Consider the following 21,324-nt stretch of genomic DNA (forward strand, 5'->3'; position numbering starts at 1 on the left):
TGATGAATGACCTCTATGACAGCCAGCGCAGCATGCGCAACATGCGCAAGATGGCGATGCAACGTGGTGTTGTGGCCATTCTGGACGTAGGTTCGTCCAAGATTGCCTGTCTTGTCCTGCGCTTTGATGGCTCGGCCAAGATGGACGAGGGCGGCGAGATCGGCTCGCTGGCCGGTCAATCGGGTTTCCGCGTTATCGGTGCGGCAACCACACGGTCGCGCGGTGTCCGCTTTGGCGAGATCTGCGCCATGGGCGAGACCGAGCGCGCCATCCGCACCGCCTTGCAGGCGGCGCAGAAGATGGCCGGTATTCGTGTTGACCACGTCATCGCCTGCTTTGCCGGTGCCGAACCGCGCAGCTATGGGCTGGACGCACAGCTTGAGATGGACGGCGATCTGGTCAGCGAACAGGACGTGGCCCGTGTGCTGGCCCGGTGCGACGTGCCCGATTACGGCGAGGACCGCGAAGTGCTGCACGCACAGCCGGTAAACTTTGCGCTGGACCACCGGTCGGGGCTTTCCGATCCACGCGGCCAGCTGGGCAATACGTTGTCGGTGGACATGCACATGCTGACGGTCGATGCCGCAGCGGTGCAGCATCTGGCGCATTGCATCAAGCGCTGTGACCTGGAACTGGCGGGTGTGGCCTCGTCGGCCTATGTGTCGGGCATTTCGGCGCTGGTCGAGGACGAGCAGGAGCTGGGGTCGGCCTGTATCGATCTGGGCGGCGGCACCACGGGTGTGTCGATCTTTATCAAGAAACACATGATCTATGCCGATGCGGTGCGCATGGGCGGCGATCACGTCACGTCGGACATTTCGATGGGGCTGCAAGTGCCGATGGCCAACGCCGAACGGATCAAGACGTTCTACGGCGGGGTGCACGCCACAGGCATGGACGACCGCGAGATGATCGAGATCGGCGGCGACACCGGCGATTATGAACACGACCGCCGTACCGCCAGCCGCGCCGAGCTGATCGGGATCATGCGGCCACGGGTCGAGGAAATCCTGGAAGAGGTGCGCGCGCGTCTGGACGCGGCGGGCTTTGACCATCTGCCCAGCCAGCAGATCGTGCTGACCGGTGGCGGCAGCCAGATCCCCGGTCTGGACGGGCTGGCGTCGAAAATTCTGGGCCAGCAGGTGCGTCTGGGCCGTCCGTTGCGCGTGCACGGGTTGCCGCAGGCCGCCACGGGGCCGGGGTTTGCTTCGGCTGTGGGGCTGGCGTTGTTTGCAGCGCACCCGCAGGACGAATGGTGGGATTTCGACATTCCTGCCGACCGCTATCCCGCGCGCTCGCTGCGCCGGGCCGTGCGCTGGTTCCGCGACAACTGGTAAGGCCATGCATCGGGGCAGGGGCCCCGCGCCGGTCATTTTTCGCCGACGGGCGCAGGAATCCACTGGCGCGGGCAAACGCCCTGATGTACTATTTCCCCAAGGCCCGAAGAGGCCCACGGCAGATTGAGCAGTCAGCCAAACAGACAGATCCACCTCGCACCCCGCGCTTTTGGGTGCTCTCTAAACGGGCTTGCGACATGCATGCCTGCCACCTCTAGGTGCAGGGTGCGCCATAGCTTTGCCCACATCATACGGTGTGATCGGCGAAATCCCGCGTTTTTTGCAAAAAAACATCAACATTTTGGGGTTGTAGCCCAGTTTTGACGTGACGCGCCTGCTCGCAGTCTTTAGGATCATGTCAGATTTGGGACGAAAAACACCGCGAATGCGGGCCGGAACACAAAAACAGGCGGATTAGTGATGACATTGAACCTCTCAATGCCGGGACAGGACGAACTGAAACCACGGATCACCGTGTTCGGGGTCGGTGGCGCCGGTGGCAACGCGGTCAACAACATGATCGAAAAACAACTGGATGGCGTCGACTTTGTCGTCGCCAACACCGACGCGCAGGCGCTGCAGCAATCTGCCGCCGCGAACCGGGTTCAGTTGGGCATCAAGGTAACCGAAGGTCTGGGCGCTGGTGCGCGCGCTTCGGTCGGGGCTGCGGCCGCCGAAGAAAGCATTGAACAGATCGTTGATCACCTGGCGGGGGCACACATGTGCTTTATCACTGCCGGTATGGGCGGCGGCACCGGCACCGGTGCGGCCCCGATCATCGCACAAGCCGCCCGCGAATTGGGCGTTCTGACCGTTGGCGTCGTGACCAAGCCCTTCCAGTTCGAGGGTGCCAAGCGGATGCGCCAGGCCGAAGATGGCGTCGAGGCGCTGCAAAAGGTCGTGGACACGCTGATCATCATCCCCAACCAGAACCTGTTCCGGCTGGCGAACGAGAAAACCACATTCACCGAAGCGTTCTCGATGGCAGACGATGTTCTGTATCAAGGCGTCAAGGGCGTGACAGACCTGATGGTCCGTCCGGGCCTGATCAACCTCGACTTTGCCGACGTGCGCGCCGTGATGGACGAGATGGGCAAGGCGATGATGGGCACAGGCGAGGCCGAGGGCGAAGATCGCGCTATCCAGGCCGCCGAGAAGGCCATCGCGAACCCGCTGCTGGACGAAATCAGCCTGCGCGGCGCCAAAGGTGTTCTGATCAACATCACCGGTGGCCACGACCTGACCCTGTTCGAACTGGACGAAGCCGCCAACCGCATCCGCGAGGAAGTGGACCCCGAGGCGAACATCATCGTCGGTTCCACGCTGGACACGGACATGGGTGGCATGATGCGCGTCAGCGTTGTGGCCACAGGCATCGACGCGGTCGAGGTGAACACCGAAATGCCGGTGCCGCGCCGCAAGATGTCGGCCCCGCTGAAGGCGCAGGTCACACAGGAAGAAGCGCCCGCAGCGGCCGCTGCGCCTGCGCCCGCGAAAGTTGAAGAAGTCTATGAAGAAGAGCACGTTGCGGCCCACACTTCATATCAGGAGCCGACCCTGTTCGAAGACATGAACGTCGAACAGGTGGCTGCCGAAGATATGGCCGAGGACATCTTTGCCGAAGACGACAACGACGACGCATTGCCGCCGCCTGCGTACCAGCCGCAAGTTGCCGCGTTCGAGCCTCAGCACCACGACTCGCTGAACGCCGAGCCGGAAACATTCGTGGCACCGCGCGCACCTGCGCCCGGCACACCGTCGCCCGAAGCACTTGCCCGCCTGCGTGCCGCAGCCCAAAAGGCAGCACCCGCATCGACACCGCGTCAGGCACCGGCACCGGCACAGGCCGAGCGCCCGCGCTTTGGCATCAACACGCTGATCAACCGGATGACCGGTCACGGCGAAGGCCAGCAACCCGAACGTGCGCAGCAACAGCCCGCACGTCAGCAGCAGCCAGCACGCCAGCAACCGCCTGTGCAATCGGGTCGCGCCGCAGCGCCCGCGCCGCAGCCGGTCCAGGAACATGACCCCGATCAGGAGCGGATCGAAATCCCCGCTTTCCTGCGCCGTCAAGCCAACTGACGCTAGGTCACTTGTAACGAAAAGGGCTGCCTTCGGGTGGCCCTTTTTCGTTTTAATCCAACTGTTTACGGGGTCGCAGGCGCCTTATCGCCGTTTCTGATTCCGGATGTTTCATTACGTTACAAAGATTGAGTTGAGAGACGGCCCCCTGACATCTAATTAAGATACACCGCTAACAGCCAAGGACACGTAAACGTGCAAACAACTGTCAAATCCCCAATCAGCTTCACTGGCACCGGTCTGCATTCCGGCAAGCCTGCGACGCTGACCATTCGGCCCGCGATGGCCGAACACGGGATCTGGTTCGCACGCCGTGACGTTCTGGGCGATGCGCTGATCCCGGCCCGTTGGGATGCGGTCAACCGTTCGCCCCTGTGCACCAAGCTGGAAAACGCGGCCGGTACCACCGTGTCGACGGTCGAGCATGTGATGGCCGCGCTGGCAGGCTGTGGCGTGCACAATGCGCTGGTGGAAATCGATGGCCCCGAAGTGCCGATCCTTGACGGTTCCGCCGCACCTTTCGTGCGCGGCATCATGCAGCGTGGCCTGCGGGCGCTGAACGCGCCGGTGCGTGCATTCGAGGTGCTGAAAGAAGTCACCGTGACCGACGGCGAGGCCAGTGCAACACTGCGCCCCTCGGACACGCTGCGCATTGATTTCGAGATTGATTTTGCCGATGCGGCCATTGGTCACCAGCAAAAATCGCTGGTGATGAACAACGGCAGCTTTGCCCGCGAACTGTGTGACAGCCGCACCTTCTGCCGTCAGGCGGACGTGATCGCGATGCAGGCCAATGGCCTGGCACTGGGCGGCAACCCCGGCAAAAACGCCGTGGTGTTCGACGGCGACCGCGTCCTCAGCCCCGGCGGCTTGCGTCACAGTGACGAACCTGTGCGCCATAAAATGCTGGACGCATTGGGCGATCTGGCGCTGGCCGGTGCGCCGTTGATCGGCCACTATATCGGTGTGCGTGCGGGTCATTCACTGACCAACACCTTGTTGCGCAAGGTTTTTGCAACGCCGGATGCGGTGCGCATGATCGTGTGCGACGCCGAACAAAGTCGTCGCCTGCCGGGTTACGGCCTGGTTTGGGACGAAATTCCGCAAGTTGCCTGAGCTTGCCTCGGCGCGTTTGACGTGACATCAATCATTCAGTTTGAACATCAGTGCATTGGGGCGTTTTGCCTTCCAATTTTCTGTGTTAGAGACGATGTAATTCAGTCTGCGAAGCAGGCGATGGACAGCGATGAGGATGGCAAGGCATGACCAGCGGCGGGACCCGAACCGGGGTAGTGTGTGCCCTCGTGTTGGCGACGGCGTTGAGCGCCTGTGGCAATGGCAGGGATCGTCCGACAACGGGCGGCATCTTTAACCAGCAGGAAGTTCCGCTCGAAACCTACACGGCACAGCAGATTTACGAACGCGGCGAATTCGAGCTTGAGCGGAAGAAACCCGATCAGGCGGCGTTCTATTTTGCCGAAATTGAACGGCTTTATCCCTATTCCGAATGGGCGAAACGCGCGTTGATCATGCAGGCGTTTTCCTATCACCGCGACAAGGATTATGAAAACTCGCGCTCGGCCTCGCAGCGGTTCATCGACTTTTACCCCGATGACGACGATGCCGCCTATGCGCAGTATCTTCTGGCGCTCAGCTATTACGACCAGATCGACGAGGTTGGCCGCGACCAGGGCCTGACGTTCCAGGCGCTGCAATCGCTGCGCAAGGTGATCGAGGTTTATCCCAACAGCGAATACGCTAAATCCGCGATTCTCAAATTCGACCTGGCCTTTGACCATCTGGCCGGCAAGGAAATGGAAATCGGGCGCTATTACCTCAAGCGGGGCAACTACACCGCAGCCATCAACCGGTTCCGCGTCGTGGTCGAGGATTTCCAGACCACGTCGCACACCGCCGAGGCGCTGCACCGTCTGGTCGAATCCTACCTGTCGCTGGGTCTGACCCAGGAGGCACAGACGGCTGGCGCCATTCTGGGCTATAACTACCGGTCCACCGATTGGTACGAAGACAGCTACAAGCTGTTGACGGGCCGCGGGCTTGAGCTGGAAGCGGTGGGCGACAATTGGCTGAGCCAGATCTATCGTCAGATGATCAAAGGGCGGTGGCTGTAATCCGCGAGGGCTGCAACCACCCGACAGGCAACTGACATGCTGCGCGGGCTTGATATCTCGGACATGCTGATCATCGACCGGCTGGAACTTGCGTTCCAGCCGGGTCTGAACGTGCTGACCGGTGAAACCGGCGCGGGCAAGTCGATCCTGCTGGATTCGCTGGGCTTTGTTCTGGGCTGGCGCGGGCGTGCGGATCTGGTCCGCCAAGGGGCCGATCACGGCGAGGTGACCGCGTGGTTCGATTTGCCAGAAGGCCATCCGGCGCATGGCGTGCTGCAAGAGGCCGGGTTGCCCGATGGCGACGAGCTGATCCTGCGCCGCATCAACACCGCGGACGGGCGCAAGACGGCTTGGGTCAACGACCGCCGCTGTTCGGGCGAGGTGCTGCGCGCGCTGTCGGACACGCTGGTGGAATTGCACGGCCAGCATGATGATCGCGGATTGCTGAACCCGCGCGGCCACCGTGATATTCTGGATGAATTCGGCAAGCTGGAACCGCGGAAGGCTGCGGTGCGCACCGCGTGGAGCGCGGTTGGCAAGGCGCGCAAGGCGCTGGCCACCGCCGAGACGGCGATGGAGGCGATCCGCGCCGAAGAGGATTTCCTGCGTCACGCCGTGGGCGAGCTGGACCAGTTGGCCCCCGAGCCGGGCGAAGAGGCACAGCTTGATACCCGCCGCCGCCTTATGCAGGCGGCAGAGCGCATCCGGTCGGACGTGGTCAAGGCCTATGAGATCCTGGGCTATGACGGGGCCGAAGGTGCGATGAGCAACGCCCTGCGCTGGCTTGAGGGGGCCGTGGACAAGGCCGAGGGCACGCTGGACGGGGCCATCGCAGCCCTGGGCCGAGCCATGGTCGAACTGGACGAGGCGCAGAGCGGGGTGGTGGCCGCCATCGACGGGCTGTCGTTCAACCCGATCGAGCTGGAAGAGGCCGAGGAACGGCTGTTCGCCATCCGCGCCCTGGCCCGCAAACATGACGTGGCCCCCGATGAATTGGCGGGCTATGCCGACACATTGCGCCAGAAGCTTGCGGCGCTGGATGCGGGCGACTCCGATCTGGCCGCGTTGCGCAAGGCGTTGGTCGAAGCCGAGGCTGCCTATGACGCGGCGGCCAGTGATCTGACCCAGGCGCGGACCAAGGTCTCTGCCAAGCTGGACAAGGCCGTCAGCGCCGAACTGGCCCCGCTGAAAATGGACCGCGCGGTGTTCGAAACACGCATCACCGATGAGCCCGCAGGCCCCGAGGGGCGCGACGCCGTGGCCTTTACCGTGGCCACCAACCCCGGCGCGCCTGCGGGTCCGCTGAACAAGATTGCCTCGGGTGGGGAGCTGAGCCGCTTTCTGCTGGCGCTCAAGGTTTGTCTGGCAGGCGGGCAGGCGGGTCTGACGATGATCTTTGACGAGATTGACCGCGGCGTTGGCGGGGCGACTGCGGACGCTGTGGGGCGTCGGCTGAAGGCGCTGGCCGAGGGCGGGCAGGTTCTGGTGGTCACCCACTCGCCGCAGGTGGCCGCATTGGGCGCGCATCACTGGCAGGTGTCGAAATCGGTGACCAAGGGCATGACCACGTCGCAGGTGATCCCGCTGGACGCGCCCGCGCGTGTGGACGAGGTGGCGCGGATGTTGGCAGGCGATCAGGTCACCGACGCAGCGCGCGCTGCGGCCAGCGCATTGCTGGACGGCTGAGGTTTTTCGGGGGATGTGCAGTTCCCCGCCAGATTTTTTGGACCTGAGAAGACGTTGACGGGGCTTTTGGTTTCGGGCCGCTTGACCTAGAGAGAGGGGAGCGGAAAATGGCAGGCCATGAGCACCTCAAAGCAGTCGATCTTTTCTCAGTCATACGGACAGGCGATTTCGGCCTGCCGTGACGGCTTTCGGGTGGTGCGGCAGCGCGGTCCTTCGCAGATACAATTCTGGTTTATCGCGCTGGTCATTGGCATTGGCGCAGGCTTTGCCGCCCTGTTTTTCCGCAAGGGCATCAACAGCTTGCAATCGTTTCTTTACGGAACGGATGATGTGCAGCATTTGCACAGTTTTGCCCAGAGCCTGCCGTGGTACCTGATTTTGACGATCCCGATTGTGGGTGGGTTGGTGGTGGGGGTGATCCTGCACTTTTTCACCCGCGACGGGCGCGCGCGCAGCGTGGCCGAAGTGATCGAGGGTGCCGCAATGCGCGAAGGCCGCGTCGAGACGCGCGCGGGGCTGGCGTCGGCGCTGGCGTCTTTCATCACGCTGTCGTCCGGCGGCTCGACAGGCCGCGAGGGGCCGGTGGTGCACCTGGCGGCCGTCATCTCGACCAAAGTGTGTCGGCTGATCAAGGCGGATGGTGTCACGGGGCGCGACCTGTTGGGCTGTGCGGTGGCGGCGGCTGTATCGGCCAGTTTCAACGCGCCGATCGCGGGGGCGCTGTTCGCGCTGGAAGTCGTATTGCGCCATTTTGCGGTGCACGCCTTTGCGCCCATCGTGATTGCATCCGTCGCGGGGACGGTGATCAATCGGCTGGAGTTCGGCGGCGTGACCGAGTTCCGGCTGGCCCAACCCGAGATGTTGCAGTTCTATGTGGAACTGCCTGCCTACCTGATGCTGGGGCTGGTCTGCGGGCTAGTGGCGGTGGTGCTGATGCGGGCCGTGTTCTGGGCCGACGATCTGGGCACGGTGGTGCAGACGCGCACCCATCTGCCGCGCTGGTTGCGGCCCGCGGTGGCGGGGGCGCTGCTGGGCGGTATCGCGATCTTTTTCCCCCATATCATCGGTGTCGGCTACGAGACGACCTCGCTGGCGCTGACCGGCACGCTGGGGCTGCAACAGGTGATGATCTTTGCGGTGATAAAGGTGATTGCCGTAGCGATCACCATGGCCGGGCGCATGGGCGGCGGGGTGTTTTCGCCGTCGCTGATGGTGGGGGCGCTGACGGGGCTGGCCTTTGGCCTGATTGCCACGGGGGTATTTCCCGATGTGTCGGGGTCGGTCACGCTGTATGCGCTGGCGGGCATGGGCGCGGTGGCCGCCGCCGTGCTGGGCGCGCCCATATCAACCACGTTGATCGTGTTCGAGCTGACAGGCGACTGGCAGACTGGGTTGGCCGTGATGGTGTCGGTGTCGCTGAGCACGGCATTGGCCAGCCGTCTGGTGCACCGCAGTTTCTTTTTGACCCAGCTAGAGCGGCGCGGCGTGCATCTGGCGGCGGGGCCGCAGGCCTATTTGCTGGCGATGTTCCGTGTGACAACAGTGATGCGCAAGCCGGACGATCCGCGTGCGGCGGATGACGACGCCTGTTGGGACATGATCCGCGAGGGCACCTATCTGGACGCCTCGGCCACGCTGGAAGCCGCGATGCCGGTGTTCGAGACTGCATCGGCTGCGTTCATTCCGGTGGTGGCATTGCGGGGCGAGGACCTGCCGCCCGAACTGTTGGGCGCATTGTTCCATGTGGATGCCTTGCGCGCCTACAACCGCGCGCTGGCGGCGACGGCGGCAGAAGAACACTCCTGACGCCGTGCGCGATCAGATCTTTTCGACTGTGACGCCGTTGCCCGCGTAAAAGGCCAGATAGCCCTTGATCTCGGCCACTTCGGGTTTGGGGTCCTCATAGCTCCACGCGACGTTTTCCAGCGTGGTGGATTTGGTCACCACCGAATAATAGCTGGCGTCGCCCTTGTGCGGGCAAAAGGTGGTCTTGTCAGTCTGGTCCAGAAATGCCGTGGCGATGTCGCCGCGCGGGAAATAGATCACGAAGGGATAGTCGCCTTCGGTCAGCTCCAGCGCGTTTTCGCTTTCACCGATGACGGCACCACCGGCGCGCACGCTCCATTTGCCTGTGGCAGGGCGGATTGTGATGTGATTGGCCATGGGTTTTCCTCCTCGGAACGCTGAACGCAGTCTTTAGCAGCTTTGTAACAATCCTGCTATGGGTCAGATTGGTGCCGTCGCGTTCTTTAGCCAGATCAGCGCACCGGGGCTGACGCGAGGGCCGATTTTCTCAAGAACCTCAGCATGATAGGCGTTCAGCCAGTCGCGCGACGCTTTGTCCATTTCGTCGGGCAGGATCAGGCGGCGGTCGATGGGCACAAAGGTCAGCGTGCGCCACGACAGCATCGCGCGGTGCGCGTCACCGTGCGCGGGCGCGGTTGCGGGTTCGACCACCAGCAGGTTCTCGATCCGGATGCCAAATGCGCCCTCGCGGTAGTATCCCGGTTCGTTCGACAGGATCATCCCCGGTTTCAGCGGCACGTGGCTCGCACGGGACAGGCGTTGCGGGCCTTCGTGCACCGACAGGTACGCGCCGACGCCATGGCCCAGCCCGTGGTCAAAGTCCTGATGCGCGTACCACAGGGGCGCGCGGCCGATGGCTTCGATGTCACGACCGGCAAGGCCCACGGGCCAGCGCAGGCGCGACACGGCGATCATGCCCATCAGAACGCGGGTAAAGGCGGCGCATTCGTCTGCGCCCGGTGTGCCGATGGCGATCGTGCGGGTGATGTCGGTGGTGCCGTCCAGGTACTGCCCGCCGCTGTCCAGGACCAGCAGGTGCCCGTCCTGAAGCGTCAGGTTCGTGTCTTCGGTCACATGGTAGTGGGCAATCGCACCGTTCGGGCCGGCACCTGCGATGGTGTCAAAGCTGATGTTCTGCAAGGCGTTGTCATTGCGCCGAAAAGCTTCGAGCCGGGTCGCGACCTGGATTTCGGTGACGGTGCCGGGGGCATGGGCATCCAGCCACGCCAGCAGTTCGACAACGGCGGCCCCGTCGCGCAGGTGGGCGCTGGCGCTGCCTTCGATCTCGGCGGGGTTTTTGCAGGCCTTGGGCAGCGCGCACGGATCGTCACCCCATGTGCCGCTGTCGCCCATGGTGTCGGCCACGATAAAGGGGACCGAGGATTTCTCCATCCGCACGGGGCCGGTCAGCGAGGCAATCTCGGTCAGGAAGCTGTCGGGGTCATGGGTCGTAACCTCGGCACCCAGATGGTCGCGCACGTCGTCCAGCTTGGCGTCGGCCATGAACAGGTCGACCCGCGCATCGGCGTGCAGCACGGCGAACCCTTGGGCCACCGGATTGCAATGGATGTCGGCACCGCGGATGTTCAGCAGCCAGCACAGGCTGTCGGGCAGGGTGACGATGGCCGCGGTTTCCCCGGCGCGGGCCAGCTCAGTACCCAGGCGGGCGCGCTTGTCCGCGTGGCTTTCGCCTGCGAATTCCAGCGGATGCACCTTGGCCGGTGCCATCGCGGGGCCGGGCTGGTCATCCCATATGGCGTCGACCATGTTGTCGGTGGGTTTCAGGGTGATGCCGGTGCCCGCCAGCGCCTGCGTCAGTTGTTCGATCTGCCCTGCGGTGTGCAGCCACGGGTCAAAGCCGATGACACCGCCCGATGGCATCTGGTCAATCAGCCAGTCGGCCAGTCCGGTCTCGGGCCAGGGGACGGGGGTATAGACATCGGCCACCTGCGTCTTGATCTGGGTGCGATAGCGCCCGTCGATGAACACGCCCGCCACATCCGGCAGCACGGCGCAGAAACCGGCCGAACCGGTGAACCCCGTCAGCCAGACCAGCCGGTCGTCGCGCGGGGCGACGTATTCGCCCTGATGCGCGTCGGCGCGGGGGATCAGGAAACCACTCAGCCCCTGTGCGTCCAGTTCGGCACGCAGGGCTTGCAGACGAGGGGGGCCTTGCTCGGGGCGTGCGGTCACGTCGAACGACTGGTACATGGGCCTGTCTCCTCTTGCTGGTTCTCGGTATGTGCGCCACCCGGGGGGCGCAGATCTTATCTGCCGTTGCGCATGCCCATGACGCGGGCGCGTGCACGCGGGTCGCTGTCGAACAGCGCCGCCAGTTGCTCGGTCATTGCGCCGGCCAATTGGTCCACGTCCGTGATGGTCACCGCCCGGTCGTAATAGCGGGTCACGTCGTGGCCGATGCCGATGGCCAACAGTTCCACCGCGCGGCGTTTTTCGATCATGGCGATCACGTCACGCAGGTGTTTTTCCAGATAGTTGGCGGGGTTGACGCTCAGCGTGCTGTCATCCACCGGCGCGCCGTCGGAAATCACCATCAGGATCTTGCGCGCCTCGGACCGGTTCACCATGCGGCGGTGCGCCCATTCCAGCGCCTCGCCGTCGATGTTTTCCTTCAACAGGCCTTCTTTCATCATCAGGCCCAGGTTGGGGCGCGCGCGACGCCACGGGGCATCGGCGGATTTGTAGATGATATGGCGCAGGTCGTTCAGGCGACCCGGTGTTTGCGGGCGGCCATCGTTCAGCCATGCCTCGCGGGCCTGTCCGCCTTTCCACGCGCGGGTGGTAAAGCCCAGGATCTCGACCTTGACGTTGCAGCGTTCCAGCGTGCGGGCCAGCACATCGGCGCAGATCGCGGCGATGCTGATCGGGCGGCCCCGCATCGAGCCGGAGTTGTCCAAAAGCAGCGTCACACAGGTATCGCGGAATTCGGTGTCTTTCTCGACCTTGAAGCTCAGCGGTGTGGTCGGGTTCGCCACGATCCGCGCCAGACGGCCTGCGTCCAGCGTGCCCTCTTCCAGATCGAACTCCCAACTGCGGTTTTGCTGCGCTTGCAGACGGCGCTGCAACTTGTTGGCCAGACGGCTGACCGCGCCCTTGAGCGGTTCAAGCTGCTGGTCCAGATAGGCGCGCAGCCGTTCCAGTTCGACCGGTTCGGCCAGCTCGTCGGCGCTGATCTCCTCGTCGTGGGTCGCCAGATAGACCTTGTAATCAGGATCGGCGTCGCTGACAGGCTGCGGGGCAGGCGGTTCCAGCGGCGCTTCGCCGTCGGGCATCTCGGCCTCTTCGCCCATCTCCTGATCGGCCATCTCGTCCATCGAGACCTGGGCTTGCGACGCGTCCTGCTGTTCTTCCTGCGACTGCTCGGGCGAGCCTTCGGCCTCTTCGCCGTCGTCCTCGTCGTTGCCGGTGCTGTCGGGGTCCTGTTCTTCTTCCGCGCCTTCTTCGGCCTGGTCTTCCTGATCCTCGTCCACCTGGTCGGGGTCGTCGCCGATCTGGTCGCCGTAACCCAGATCCTTGATGATCTGACGCGAGAAGCGGGCAAAATCGGCCTGATCGCTCAGGGTCTTGTCCAGGTTGTCCAGCGTCACGCCGGCCTGTTCCTCGATAAAGCCGCGCCACATTTCCATGGCGTTCTTGGCGCCCGCAGGCAATTCGCGGCCCGTGGCCAGATGACGGATCAGATAGCCCGCCGCGGTGGCCAGCGGCACGTCCGAGGCCTGTTTGACCTGATCGTATCCCTTGCGCGCCGCCTCGTTGGCGATCTTGGCGTCGATATTGCCGGCGGTGCCGGGCATGTCGCGCGCGCCCATCGCTTCGCAGCGGGCGGTTTCCATCGCCTCGTACAACTCGCGCGCCACCTCGCCCGAGGGCAGGTATTTCGAATGGGTTTGCCCGTTGTGATAGCGCCGGTGCAGCGCCAGCGCGTCGGCGGTGCCACGGGCCAGCAGAACCTCCTGGCGGGTCATGCGGCGGGTCACCTGCGGCAGGCGCATCGCATCGCCCGACAGCCCCGAAGGGTCGGCGGAATAGCTGACGTTCAGGTCGGGGTCATTGGCCATGACCTTGGTCGCTTCACCAAGCGCCTTTTTGAACGCGTCTGCGGGGTTGTCGGTGGGTTTGCTCATGACAGCTTTCGGGTCTCGGGGTGGTCCTTGGCGAAACTCTTGCAGGTTTCGCCGAGGGCTTCAAACACATCCGCGCTTTGCCGGTCGCGGCCAAAGATCATCGCCTCGACCATGGTTTCCATCAGCGGACGCTGGTCCGCGATATAGGCGTCGATCCGGTCACGGGGCGATGTGCCAAGGCGCAGGGCAACGGCGCGGAATGCAGCGGCGCGGGTGGCGTCTGTTGGGTCAACCTTCAGATACAGCGACCGCGCCGCATAGTCGGAATAGCCCAGCCAAAAGGCCGCGCATTGGGCGGCGGGGTAGATGGACAGATCGCGGTCAGCCTGGGCGGCGCCGACGCCGAGCACGCCAAGGGCGGCTGCGGTTGTCAGCGCCTTCAGGCTCACCCCAGGCTCACGCTGGCCGCCGATTCCGGCAGTTCCTCGTCGAACAGGCGCTGATAGAACTCGGCCACCGTCTGGCGCTCAAGCTCGTCGCATTTGTTCAGGAACGACAGGCGGAAGGCATAGCCCACGTTGCGGAAGATCTCGGCGTTCTGGGCCCAAGCGATGACGGTACGCGGGCTCATCACGGTGGACAGGTCGCCGTTCATGAAGGCGGTGCGCGTCAGGTCGGCCACGGTCACCATCTGTTTGACGATCTTGCGGCCTTTTTCGCTGTTGTAATGCGGGTTCTTCGACAGGACGATCGCGGTTTCCGCGTCGATCGACAGATAGTTCAGCGTGGCCACCAGCGACCAGCGGTCCATCTGACCCTGGTTGATCTGCTGGGTGCCGTGGTACAGGCCCGTGGTGTCGCCCAGACCAACGGTGTTGGCTGTCGCAAAGATGCGGAAATAGCGGTGGGGGTGGATCACCTTGTTCTGGTCCAGCAGCGTCAGCTTGCCGTCCACTTCCAGCACACGCTGGATCACGAACATCACGTCGGCGCGGCCCGCGTCATATTCGTCGAACACGATGGCCGTGGGGTTGCGCAACGCCCAAGGCAGGATGCCTTCCTGGAAATCGGTAACCTGTTTGCCGTCTTTCAGCTTGATCGCGTCCTTGCCGATCAGGTCGATCCGGCTGATGTGGCTGTCCAGGTTGACGCGCACGGCGGGCCAGTTCAGGCGGGCGGCGACCTGTTCGATGTGGGTCGATTTGCCCGTACCGTGATAGCCCTGGATCATCACGCGACGGTTGTGGGTGAACCCGGCCAGAATGGCCAGCGTGGTGTCGGCGTCGAATTTATAAGTGCTGTCGACATCGGGCACGCGGTCCGAATTGTCGGCAAAGCCTTTGACCACCATGTCAGTGTCGATGCCAAAGACCTCGCGCACGGAAATCTCTTCGGTGGGTTTTGCGTTAATATCCAGGTCACCGTCGGCCATCATCTGTCCTTGTCTTTGGTATCTCGCGCCGTTGCGCACCCGGCAGTTGGTGCAACATATCGAAAGGAAGGGCAAGGGGGGCAGGCATCGCAGCTTCGCGAAAGCATGGGACGTGGCGTCGCTTAGCGCGTCGTTTGGTCAAATCAAATGCGGGGCGCTGAAATCATCGTGATCGGATCAACGAACATTTTTTGAAACTACTACGCATCGGCGTCCGTATCTCTGGTCACATACGGCATGACGCCGATGACTGAATTGAACCTGGGAGATCACTATGTTTTCGACAAAGAAACTTGCCACAACCGCTCTGGTCCTGAGCCTGTCGGGCTTTGGCTTCGCCGCTTCGGCGATGGACAACCCGATGGTTGGCGGCGCCGCCATGTACGCAGACAAGAACATCGTGGAAAACGCTGTGAACTCGGCAGACCACACAACGCTGGTGGCTGCTGTCCAAGCGGCCGGTCTGGTTGAAACACTGTCGGGCGAAGGTCCCTTTACCGTGTTCGCCCCCACCAACGAAGCGTTTGATGCGCTGCCCGAGGGCACTGTCGAAACTCTGCTGAAGCCTGAAAACAAGGACATGCTGACCAAGATCCTGACGTGCCACGTGGTTGCCGCCGACGCGATGTCGGATGCGATTGCCGGTATGATCGCGGATGATGGCGGCGAACATGACGTGCCGACCGTTGGCGGTTGCACACTCAAAGCCAAGATGGCCGGTGACAACATCACCCTGACAGACGAGCGCGGCCAGGTTGCAACCGTGACCATCGCCGACGTGAAACAGTCGAACGGCGTGATCCACGTGATCGACACCGTTCTGCTGCCTGCGGAATAAGCACAGCGCGCGGACGCTGGCCTTTTCCGCCAGCCCAAAACGACAAACGCCCCGCTTTTGCGGGGCGTTTTGCGTTTCGGGGCTGGTGGCCTTCAGTCCTTGAAGTTCTTGCTGGCCTTGATCTGGTCCCAGGCCCACATGACCTCTTGAAGCTGCTCTTCCTGCGAGCGGTCGCCGCCGTTCATGTCCGGGTGCAACACCTTGATCAGCGCCTTGTATGCCTTGCGCACCTCGGCCTTGGTCCAGCTGTCCTTGGCTTCCAGGATCTCCACGGCACGGCGTTCGGTGGGGGGCAGTTTCTTGCCCGCGCCGCCGGCCTTGCCGGGGTTCTGCGTGGCGTTGGCGCCCAGCACCTGATGCGGGTCCTCGATACCCAGCCGCGCCCAGGCCCGCGCCTCGGGGTCGCCCATTGGCTTGGTCGCGCGTTCCCAGACCTTGTCCTTGGACATCTGCGCGTTCAACTCGGCCTCGGTCGTGCCGTCGAAGAAGTTCCATTTCAGGTTATATTCGCGCACGTGCTGCTGGCAGAACCAGAAATAATCGTCCAGCACATCCGGCGCCTTGGGCGCGCGGTACTTGCCGGGTTCGTCACAGCCGTCATGGTCGCAAATGCGGGTTGAGGTTTCGGATGCCCCCGACATCCCGCGGCGTCCGCGCGGGTTCTTTTTCTTGGCGGAGGAGACGGACATATCGAAACCGAAGGGATCAGACTTGGACATTTGGACAACCTTATCGACTCTGGGCGGTTACTTTAGGATATTGGGGCGGAGATAGAAGGGGGCGCAGTTAAAAAAGTGAGCAAATTAATGCGAGTGGCAGACGAGATTGCGGAAAAGTTGAACGATGCCTTTTCTCCGCGCGAGTTGGACGTTGTGGACGACAGTGCGTCCCATGCAGGTCATGCAAATGCCCCCGAGGCGGGGCAAAGCCATTTCAATGTGCGCATCCGGGCGGATGCCTTTGCGGGTCAAAGCCGGATTGCCCGTCACCGTGCGGTGCATTCGGCCATCGGGGCCGAACTGATCGGTCGTATTCACGCGTTGGCAATCGACGCCGACGCGTGATCACTTGTCGTTCCGCGTCACACCCTTGAGGCGGCTGCGGTTGCTGGCAAGGTTTTGCAGCGAATTGGTCATGCCCGAAACTTCGGACGTGTCCTCGACCCCGTTGTCGGACAGCATATGCGTCGCCCCGGCGCGCGGTGTCTTCTGTTCGTCCGGGTCGACGTCGGCATCGGTGTCCAGATGCGGCGCATCTGCTGTCGTCGTGGTGTCTTCGGGCTGCGCCTGAGGTTTCGGTTCTGCTTCGACCTTTGGTGCTGTCGCAACAAGGGGGGCCGCCTTTACCGGCGGCGTCGTGGCTGCGGGTGAGTCGGACACCGGTGCGACGGTGGTGTGTTTGTGCGCGACGGCCCGGCGAAAGATCAGCATGTTGCGCCATTCGGTTGTCGATCCGGTCAGACCCGACCGTTCCGTCGAAGGCAGCGTATCGGCGCGCAGATATTCCCAGCCATCAGCGGCCAGCTGGTTCATCAACCCCTCAAGCGCATAGGCAAAGCGGGCCTCCGGGCCTTTGACGCCTTCGCCTTTCAGGCCTTTGGCGGGTGCCGGAACAACCTTGTATTCGTACTGTGTCATGACCTGTGCCACCGCCCTCGTAATGTCATTGCGGAGGGGGATATACCAACTGCCCGACAGATGTGAAAGAGCGCATCAGCCTTTGCGGCGGATCCCGATCTTGCGACCGGCACGATCCGGCCAAGGCAACGCGCTTTGGGCGGTGTGAAACTTGCGCAGGTTCGCGATGATGTGATCGGGCATGGGGGCCACGCGCGGCCCCGCCTGGTCCACATGCAGCGTCAGCCCCTCGCCAGTGGCGGCCAGCCAGCCGTCCGCGTGCCACAGCTCTTGGTAGAGGTGAAAGCGTTTCTCATCGAAATCAAGTAGTTGGACAGTGGAATAGACCTGATCCCCCTCGTGCAACTCGCGCACATAGCAGATGTGAAACTCCGCGACATAGGTCGTGCAACCGGTGGATTTCAGATAATCCAGACCGAACCCGAATTGCGGGTACAGATCATCGACCGAGGTGTCCATCAGCACCGAATAATAGGCCATGTTCAAATGCCCGTTATAGTCGATCCATTCGGGGCGCACGGTCATCGGCTTGCTGCGGAACAACAGGTCGGAGTGGGGGGTGGAATTGGTCATGGTTTGCCTTCGTGTCACTTGCGTTGACCCAAGGTGCGGGGCGCGGGTGCCAAGGTAAAGCGCGACGTGGCGGCGCGCCCGTTCAGGGGCGCGCCGGAATTGGATTTTCAGGTCACAGGAAGGGGGAATTACCCTTTGAGCTTTTGCGCGACCAGTTCGTTGACCGCCTTGGGATTCGCCTTGCCACCGGTGGCTTTCATCACCTGGCCGACGAACCAGCCCGCCAGCTTGGGGTTTTCCTGCGCCTTGGCGACCTGGTCGGGGTTGGCAGCGATGATTTCGTCCACGGCGGCCTCGATTGCGCCGGTGTCGGTGACCTGTTTCAGGCCCTCGGTCTCGACGATCTCGGCAGGGTCGCGGCCCGTGGTATAGGTGATTTCAAAGACATCCTTGGCAATCTTGCCGCTGATCGCGTCCGAGGCAATCAGGTCGATGATGCCGCCCAATTGCGCGGGCGTCACCGGGCTTGCGTCGATGTCCTTGTCGTCCTTTTTCAGGCGGCCGAACAGTTCGTTGATGACCCAGTTGGCGGCCGTCTTGCCGTCGCGGCCTGCGGCCACGGACTCGAAATAGGCGGCGCTGTCCAGATCGGCGGTCAGCACGCTGGCGTCATAGTCGGTCAGGCCGAAGTCATTGATAAACCGCGCCTTCTTGGCGTCGGGCAGTTCAGGCAGCGAGGACTTGATCTGGTCAACCCAGTCTTGTTCAATCTCCAGCGGCAGCAGGTCGGGATCGGGGAAATAGCGATAATCATGCGCTTCTTCCTTGGACCTCTGTGTGCGGGTCTCGCCCTTGACGGGATCAAAGCCGCGCGTTTCCTGATCGACTTCGCCGCCGGCCTCAAGGATGGCAATCTGGCGCCGCGCCTCGACCTCGATGGCCTGCTGGATAAAGCGGGTGGAGTTCATGTTCTTGATCTCGCAGCGCGTGCCCAGATGGCCGAAATCGCCGGTCTCGCGGTAGCGTTCATAGTCACCGGGGCGGCAGACCGACACGTTCACATCGGCGCGCAGGTTGCCGTTCTGCATGTCGCCGTCGCAGGTGCCAAGGTACCGCATGATCTGGCGCAGCTTCAGGATATAGGCGGCGGCCTCTTCGGCGCTGCGGATGTCGGGGCGGCTGACGATTTCCATCAGGCAGACACCGGCGCGGTTCAGGTCGACAAAGGACATATCGGGGTCCATGTCGTGAATCGACTTGCCCGCGTCCTGTTCCATGTGGATGCGTTCCACGCGCACAGGCCGCGCCGTGCCGTCGCCCAGCTCCACCAGCACTTCACCCTCGCCCACGATGGGGTGGTAAAGCTGGCTGATCTGATAGCCTGCGGGCTGGTCGGGGTAGAAATAGTTCTTGCGGTCAAAGGCCGATTTCAGGTGAATCTGCGCGTTCAGTCCCAGCCCCGTGCGCACGGCCTGTTCGATGCAATATTCGTTGATGACGGGCAACATGCCGGGCATGGCCGCATCGATAAAGGCCACGTTCGAGTTTGGCTCGGCCCCGAATTGGGTCGAGGCCCCCGAGAACAGTTTGGCGTTTGACGCCACCTGCGCGTGGACTTCCATCCCGATCACCAGTTCCCAGTCGTGTTTGGCCCCGGCAATCACGCGGGGTTTCGGCAGGTCGTAGGACAGGTCAAGCATGGTCTCACCAAAGGCTGTGGGGCATTGCCGGACGGTGTAGTCCAGCACCCGCTGTGCTGCAAGAGGGCGCGACAATGCGGACACGCTGCGGGGCTATGCAGGGACCGTCGACTGGGATAGTACATGCCTCATGGTTGTTGTTGTTAATCAGGGCATTCCACCGGGTCGCTTGATTGCGGACTATGCCGAACGCGAGGGGCATTTCACCGACTGTTTCAGTTGCGTGGTGCCGGGAAAAGTCGCACTGGCCGATTATGTCACCGCCTTTTACACCACGCCCTTGTTTCGTGCCGAACGGCTGGTCCTGCGTCTGGCGGCACGCGCGCCTTCGACAGATGCACAGGCGCGGGCGCTGGCAGAAGGCGCATCTGACCAGTTTGCCATCTGGCAGGTCGAGGCGCGGCGCGGGAACGAATTGATGATGGCCGAACGGTCGGGCCGCACCAAATCCTGGTTCAAGGTTCTGGCGCAAGGCTCCAGCACACAGCTTCTTTTTGGCACGGTGGTGGTGCCGGTCCGGTCGAAATCCGGTGATCTGGTGTTGGGCCCTGTCTTTGACAGCCTCAAGGGCGCACATACGTTTTATGCGCGCGCGCTGCTGGCCGCGGCTGCGCGTAAACTCAGGGCCTAGACCGGCTCCAGCTGCGCACCACGGTCCGTGAACACCACGCGCTTGCCCTGTGACAGCTCGCGGCGGAACATGTCGCACAGGATGCGGTGCGCATCGGCAGCCCCAGCGGCGGCAAAGCGGTCGGGACAGCGCACCCGCAGGTTGTTGTCGAAACCCCGCGCCGCATGGGCCCAGATCATCGGGTGCAATTCGGTCAGGTGCTGGCGGATGATCCATTTGGCACAATCGGCGATCTGCCCGCGTACAAAGGCGACTTCGTCCGAAGCATCCAGCGTCATGCCCATGGTGTTGGCGCAATAGGCGGCCAGCAGGTTGACCGTGTGCTGGTCGCTGCGGCGTGTCAGGATGTCGTGCAGCCCTTCGATAAAAAACGCAATGTCCAGCTGGCTGCACGCCGCATCATCCAGCGCGATGGCGTCCAGCATGACCCAGGTATAACCGCCCGCGCCCCAGATGGCCTGACTGCGGCTGGCCATGCGGCGGGCCTGAACTTCCAGGTCCTGCACCGACCCGTGCCAGCGCGGCAACAGGTGGGTGCCCATGTTGCGATAGGTGCGCGCATTCAGCGGGTCCATGTCGATCAGCGCCTCGTAGGCGGCAATCAGGCGGTTCGTGTCCGTCGGCAGACCGCTGAGCACGGCACAGTGCGCCGATGCCAGCAAGGGGGAGGGAATATCCTTGCTCGGGAAGTTCTCAAGTATATCGCGGGCGCGGTCAAAATGGGCGTCAAAGGCTTCGCGGTTGCGCAGCGGGACTTCGACGGCCCAACCGGTGCCACGCCAGGCCCAGCCGATGTCGATATGCGCCAGCGCAACCACGGTTGCGATGACAAAATCGTCAGGGAATTCCGCCAGCACCTCTTCCAGCGCGATGATGCCATCCAGCAACGGCGCATCCTTGGCGGGCCGGCCTGACAGCAATGCGTGTTCGGCGGCATGGACCACATCGGCGCGCGCGCCAAAGGCCATCAGGTCTGCAACCGGCATACCGCCGGGCGTGCGGGTGGCGGCCGCTTCGGCGTCACGGATTGCCCTAGACACGCCGGGCCAGTCTTCCTGACGGGCCAGCCGCTGGCCTGCAGTCTGGTACATGTCACAGGCACGCTCTTCGCCGGTGGGATCGGGGCTGGGAATGCTCAGGGCGGGGGAAACAGGCGGTTCTTCCGCAGGATGGGGTCGTGCGGAAGAACCCTTGGTGTCGACAACACCGTCAAAGGCCAGATGCGAAGAAGACCGGTACCTGATGCTGCGGAACAGCGTGAACAGTGTGGCAGTCGTGAACTTCGATTGCATCTGATGTACTCGTTATTTCGATTGTCTGCGCTTAATCTGAGCTTGGTTTGAGGCGTATTCGTGGCATCGGTGGGGAGCTTTGACGCTGATTAGGCGACGGCGGGTACAGGCTGCGCCATATTTCCCGTTTAAGGTGATTATTCTTGAGGGTCT

At 62.9% G+C, this 21,324-nt stretch carries 19 protein-coding genes; 9 read left to right on the forward strand and 10 right to left on the reverse strand.

Going from position 1 to position 21,324, the window contains the following annotated elements:
- Nucleotides 1-2: 2 nt before the first annotated feature.
- The 6 genes from ftsA to BUC08_RS01145 all read left to right on the forward strand — a co-directional run bounded on the left by ftsA (nt 3) and on the right by BUC08_RS01145 (nt 9,043).
- Nucleotides 3-1,337: a cell division protein FtsA gene (gene ftsA / locus BUC08_RS01120; RefSeq protein WP_028956045.1), complete on the forward strand. Its 1,335-nt coding sequence runs from the start codon at nt 3-5 to the stop codon at nt 1,335-1,337.
- Nucleotides 1,338-1,757: 420 nt separating this feature from the next.
- Nucleotides 1,758-3,419, forward strand: coding sequence for a cell division protein FtsZ (ftsZ, locus tag BUC08_RS01125; RefSeq protein ID WP_073194086.1), 1,662 nt, complete (start codon nt 1,758-1,760; stop codon nt 3,417-3,419).
- 195 nt (nt 3,420-3,614) lie between these two features.
- The gene (lpxC, locus tag BUC08_RS01130; RefSeq protein ID WP_037921410.1) at nt 3,615-4,535 is read left to right on the forward strand and encodes a UDP-3-O-acyl-N-acetylglucosamine deacetylase; all 921 of its coding nucleotides are present in this window, start codon (nt 3,615-3,617) and stop codon (nt 4,533-4,535) included.
- A gap of 146 nt (nt 4,536-4,681) precedes the next feature.
- Nucleotides 4,682-5,551, forward strand: coding sequence for an outer membrane protein assembly factor BamD (locus tag BUC08_RS01135; protein WP_037921407.1), 870 nt, complete (start codon nt 4,682-4,684; stop codon nt 5,549-5,551).
- Between the two features lie 36 nt (nt 5,552-5,587).
- Complete coding sequence (recN, locus tag BUC08_RS01140) at nt 5,588-7,237, forward strand: DNA repair protein RecN (RefSeq protein ID WP_037921404.1); 1,650 nt, start codon at nt 5,588-5,590, stop codon at nt 7,235-7,237.
- Nucleotides 7,238-7,354: 117 nt separating this feature from the next.
- Entirely contained in the window at nt 7,355-9,043 is a 1,689-nt protein-coding gene (locus BUC08_RS01145; RefSeq protein WP_037921402.1) for a chloride channel protein, read from the forward strand.
- 12 nt (nt 9,044-9,055) lie between these two features.
- Here BUC08_RS01145 and BUC08_RS01150 read toward each other — a convergent pair whose 3' ends face one another.
- The 5 genes from BUC08_RS01150 to cobS all read right to left on the reverse strand — a co-directional run bounded on the left by BUC08_RS01150 (nt 9,056) and on the right by cobS (nt 14,560).
- Entirely contained in the window at nt 9,056-9,400 is a 345-nt protein-coding gene (locus BUC08_RS01150) for a DUF427 domain-containing protein (protein ID WP_037921399.1), read from the reverse strand.
- Between the two features lie 63 nt (nt 9,401-9,463).
- A complete protein-coding gene (locus BUC08_RS01155; RefSeq protein ID WP_037921397.1) occupies nt 9,464-11,254 on the reverse strand; it encodes an aminopeptidase P family protein in 1,791 nt (596 codons plus the stop codon).
- A 56-nt stretch (nt 11,255-11,310) separates the two neighbouring features.
- The gene (cobT, locus tag BUC08_RS01160) at nt 11,311-13,188 is read right to left on the reverse strand and encodes a cobaltochelatase subunit CobT (RefSeq protein WP_037921394.1); all 1,878 of its coding nucleotides are present in this window, start codon (nt 13,186-13,188) and stop codon (nt 11,311-11,313) included.
- Nucleotides 13,185-13,577 (reverse strand): hypothetical protein, encoded by a 393-nt coding sequence (locus BUC08_RS01165; RefSeq protein WP_037921391.1) that lies wholly within the window; start codon nt 13,575-13,577, stop codon nt 13,185-13,187. The genes cobT and BUC08_RS01165 overlap by 4 nt, the downstream gene beginning before the upstream one ends.
- Nucleotides 13,574-14,560: a cobaltochelatase subunit CobS gene (gene cobS / locus BUC08_RS01170; protein WP_037922162.1), complete on the reverse strand. Its 987-nt coding sequence runs from the start codon at nt 14,558-14,560 to the stop codon at nt 13,574-13,576. The genes BUC08_RS01165 and cobS overlap by 4 nt, the downstream gene beginning before the upstream one ends.
- 274 nt (nt 14,561-14,834) lie before the next feature.
- Here cobS and BUC08_RS01175 point away from each other — a divergent pair, with 274 nt between their 5' ends.
- Nucleotides 14,835-15,398 (forward strand): fasciclin domain-containing protein, encoded by a 564-nt coding sequence (locus BUC08_RS01175; RefSeq protein ID WP_037921387.1) that lies wholly within the window; start codon nt 14,835-14,837, stop codon nt 15,396-15,398.
- A gap of 92 nt (nt 15,399-15,490) precedes the next feature.
- Here BUC08_RS01175 and BUC08_RS01180 read toward each other — a convergent pair whose 3' ends face one another.
- Nucleotides 15,491-16,117: a DnaJ domain-containing protein gene (locus BUC08_RS01180; RefSeq protein WP_037921381.1), complete on the reverse strand. Its 627-nt coding sequence runs from the start codon at nt 16,115-16,117 to the stop codon at nt 15,491-15,493.
- Nucleotides 16,118-16,204: 87 nt separating this feature from the next.
- On the opposite strand from BUC08_RS01180, the gene BUC08_RS01185 reads away from it, so the two are divergent.
- Nucleotides 16,205-16,462 (forward strand): BolA family protein, encoded by a 258-nt coding sequence (locus tag BUC08_RS01185; protein WP_028956058.1) that lies wholly within the window; start codon nt 16,205-16,207, stop codon nt 16,460-16,462.
- Here BUC08_RS01185 and BUC08_RS01190 read toward each other — a convergent pair whose 3' ends face one another.
- The 3 genes from BUC08_RS01190 to gatB all read right to left on the reverse strand — a co-directional run bounded on the left by BUC08_RS01190 (nt 16,463) and on the right by gatB (nt 19,248).
- Nucleotides 16,463-17,035 carry a DUF4177 domain-containing protein gene (locus BUC08_RS01190; protein ID WP_037921378.1) on the reverse strand — a complete coding sequence of 191 codons (573 nt, stop codon included), beginning with the start codon at nt 17,033-17,035 and terminating at the stop codon, nt 16,463-16,465.
- A 75-nt stretch (nt 17,036-17,110) separates the two neighbouring features.
- Nucleotides 17,111-17,608 carry a thioesterase family protein gene (locus BUC08_RS01195; protein ID WP_037921377.1) on the reverse strand — a complete coding sequence of 166 codons (498 nt, stop codon included), beginning with the start codon at nt 17,606-17,608 and terminating at the stop codon, nt 17,111-17,113.
- Between the two features lie 128 nt (nt 17,609-17,736).
- Nucleotides 17,737-19,248 carry an Asp-tRNA(Asn)/Glu-tRNA(Gln) amidotransferase subunit GatB gene (gene gatB, locus BUC08_RS01200; protein ID WP_037922160.1) on the reverse strand — a complete coding sequence of 504 codons (1,512 nt, stop codon included), beginning with the start codon at nt 19,246-19,248 and terminating at the stop codon, nt 17,737-17,739.
- Between the two features lie 130 nt (nt 19,249-19,378).
- Between gatB and BUC08_RS01205 the strand changes: the two genes are divergently transcribed.
- Nucleotides 19,379-19,879, forward strand: a complete 501-nt coding sequence (locus BUC08_RS01205) for a hypothetical protein (protein WP_037921376.1) — start codon at nt 19,379-19,381, stop codon at nt 19,877-19,879.
- Here the strand turns inward: BUC08_RS01205 and BUC08_RS01210 are convergent.
- Nucleotides 19,876-21,171 carry a hypothetical protein gene (locus tag BUC08_RS01210; RefSeq protein WP_224769732.1) on the reverse strand — a complete coding sequence of 432 codons (1,296 nt, stop codon included), beginning with the start codon at nt 21,169-21,171 and terminating at the stop codon, nt 19,876-19,878. The genes BUC08_RS01205 and BUC08_RS01210 overlap by 4 nt on opposite strands.
- Nucleotides 21,172-21,324 lie beyond the last annotated feature (153 nt).

Origin of the sequence: Pseudosulfitobacter pseudonitzschiae (assembly GCF_900129395.1) — a bacterium.
Lineage (GTDB): Bacteria > Pseudomonadota > Alphaproteobacteria > Rhodobacterales > Rhodobacteraceae > Pseudosulfitobacter > Pseudosulfitobacter pseudonitzschiae.

What these genes read in the sequence shown, in the direction of transcription:
- ftsA (WP_028956045.1), top strand. Translation starts at nt 3, where the DNA reads ATGAATGACCTCTATGACAGCCAGCGCAGCATGCGCAACATGCGCAAG.
- ftsZ (WP_073194086.1), top strand. Translation starts at nt 1,758, where the DNA reads ATGACATTGAACCTCTCAATGCCGGGACAGGACGAACTGAAACCACGG.
- BUC08_RS01135 (WP_037921407.1), top strand. Translation starts at nt 4,682, where the DNA reads ATGACCAGCGGCGGGACCCGAACCGGGGTAGTGTGTGCCCTCGTGTTG.
- recN (WP_037921404.1), top strand. Translation starts at nt 5,588, where the DNA reads ATGCTGCGCGGGCTTGATATCTCGGACATGCTGATCATCGACCGGCTG.
- BUC08_RS01145 (WP_037921402.1), top strand. Translation starts at nt 7,355, where the DNA reads ATGAGCACCTCAAAGCAGTCGATCTTTTCTCAGTCATACGGACAGGCG.
- BUC08_RS01150 (WP_037921399.1), bottom strand. Translation starts at nt 9,400, where the DNA reads ATGGCCAATCACATCACAATCCGCCCTGCCACAGGCAAATGGAGCGTG.
- BUC08_RS01155 (WP_037921397.1), bottom strand. Translation starts at nt 11,254, where the DNA reads ATGTACCAGTCGTTCGACGTGACCGCACGCCCCGAGCAAGGCCCCCCT.
- cobT (WP_037921394.1), bottom strand. Translation starts at nt 13,188, where the DNA reads ATGAGCAAACCCACCGACAACCCCGCAGACGCGTTCAAAAAGGCGCTT.
- cobS (WP_037922162.1), bottom strand. Translation starts at nt 14,560, where the DNA reads ATGGCCGACGGTGACCTGGATATTAACGCAAAACCCACCGAAGAGATT.
- BUC08_RS01175 (WP_037921387.1), top strand. Translation starts at nt 14,835, where the DNA reads ATGTTTTCGACAAAGAAACTTGCCACAACCGCTCTGGTCCTGAGCCTG.
- BUC08_RS01180 (WP_037921381.1), bottom strand. Translation starts at nt 16,117, where the DNA reads ATGTCCAAGTCTGATCCCTTCGGTTTCGATATGTCCGTCTCCTCCGCC.
- BUC08_RS01185 (WP_028956058.1), top strand. Translation starts at nt 16,205, where the DNA reads ATGCGAGTGGCAGACGAGATTGCGGAAAAGTTGAACGATGCCTTTTCT.
- BUC08_RS01190 (WP_037921378.1), bottom strand. Translation starts at nt 17,035, where the DNA reads ATGACACAGTACGAATACAAGGTTGTTCCGGCACCCGCCAAAGGCCTG.
- BUC08_RS01195 (WP_037921377.1), bottom strand. Translation starts at nt 17,608, where the DNA reads ATGACCAATTCCACCCCCCACTCCGACCTGTTGTTCCGCAGCAAGCCG.
- gatB (WP_037922160.1), bottom strand. Translation starts at nt 19,248, where the DNA reads ATGCTTGACCTGTCCTACGACCTGCCGAAACCCCGCGTGATTGCCGGG.
- BUC08_RS01205 (WP_037921376.1), top strand. Translation starts at nt 19,379, where the DNA reads ATGGTTGTTGTTGTTAATCAGGGCATTCCACCGGGTCGCTTGATTGCG.
- BUC08_RS01210 (WP_224769732.1), bottom strand. Translation starts at nt 21,171, where the DNA reads ATGCAATCGAAGTTCACGACTGCCACACTGTTCACGCTGTTCCGCAGC.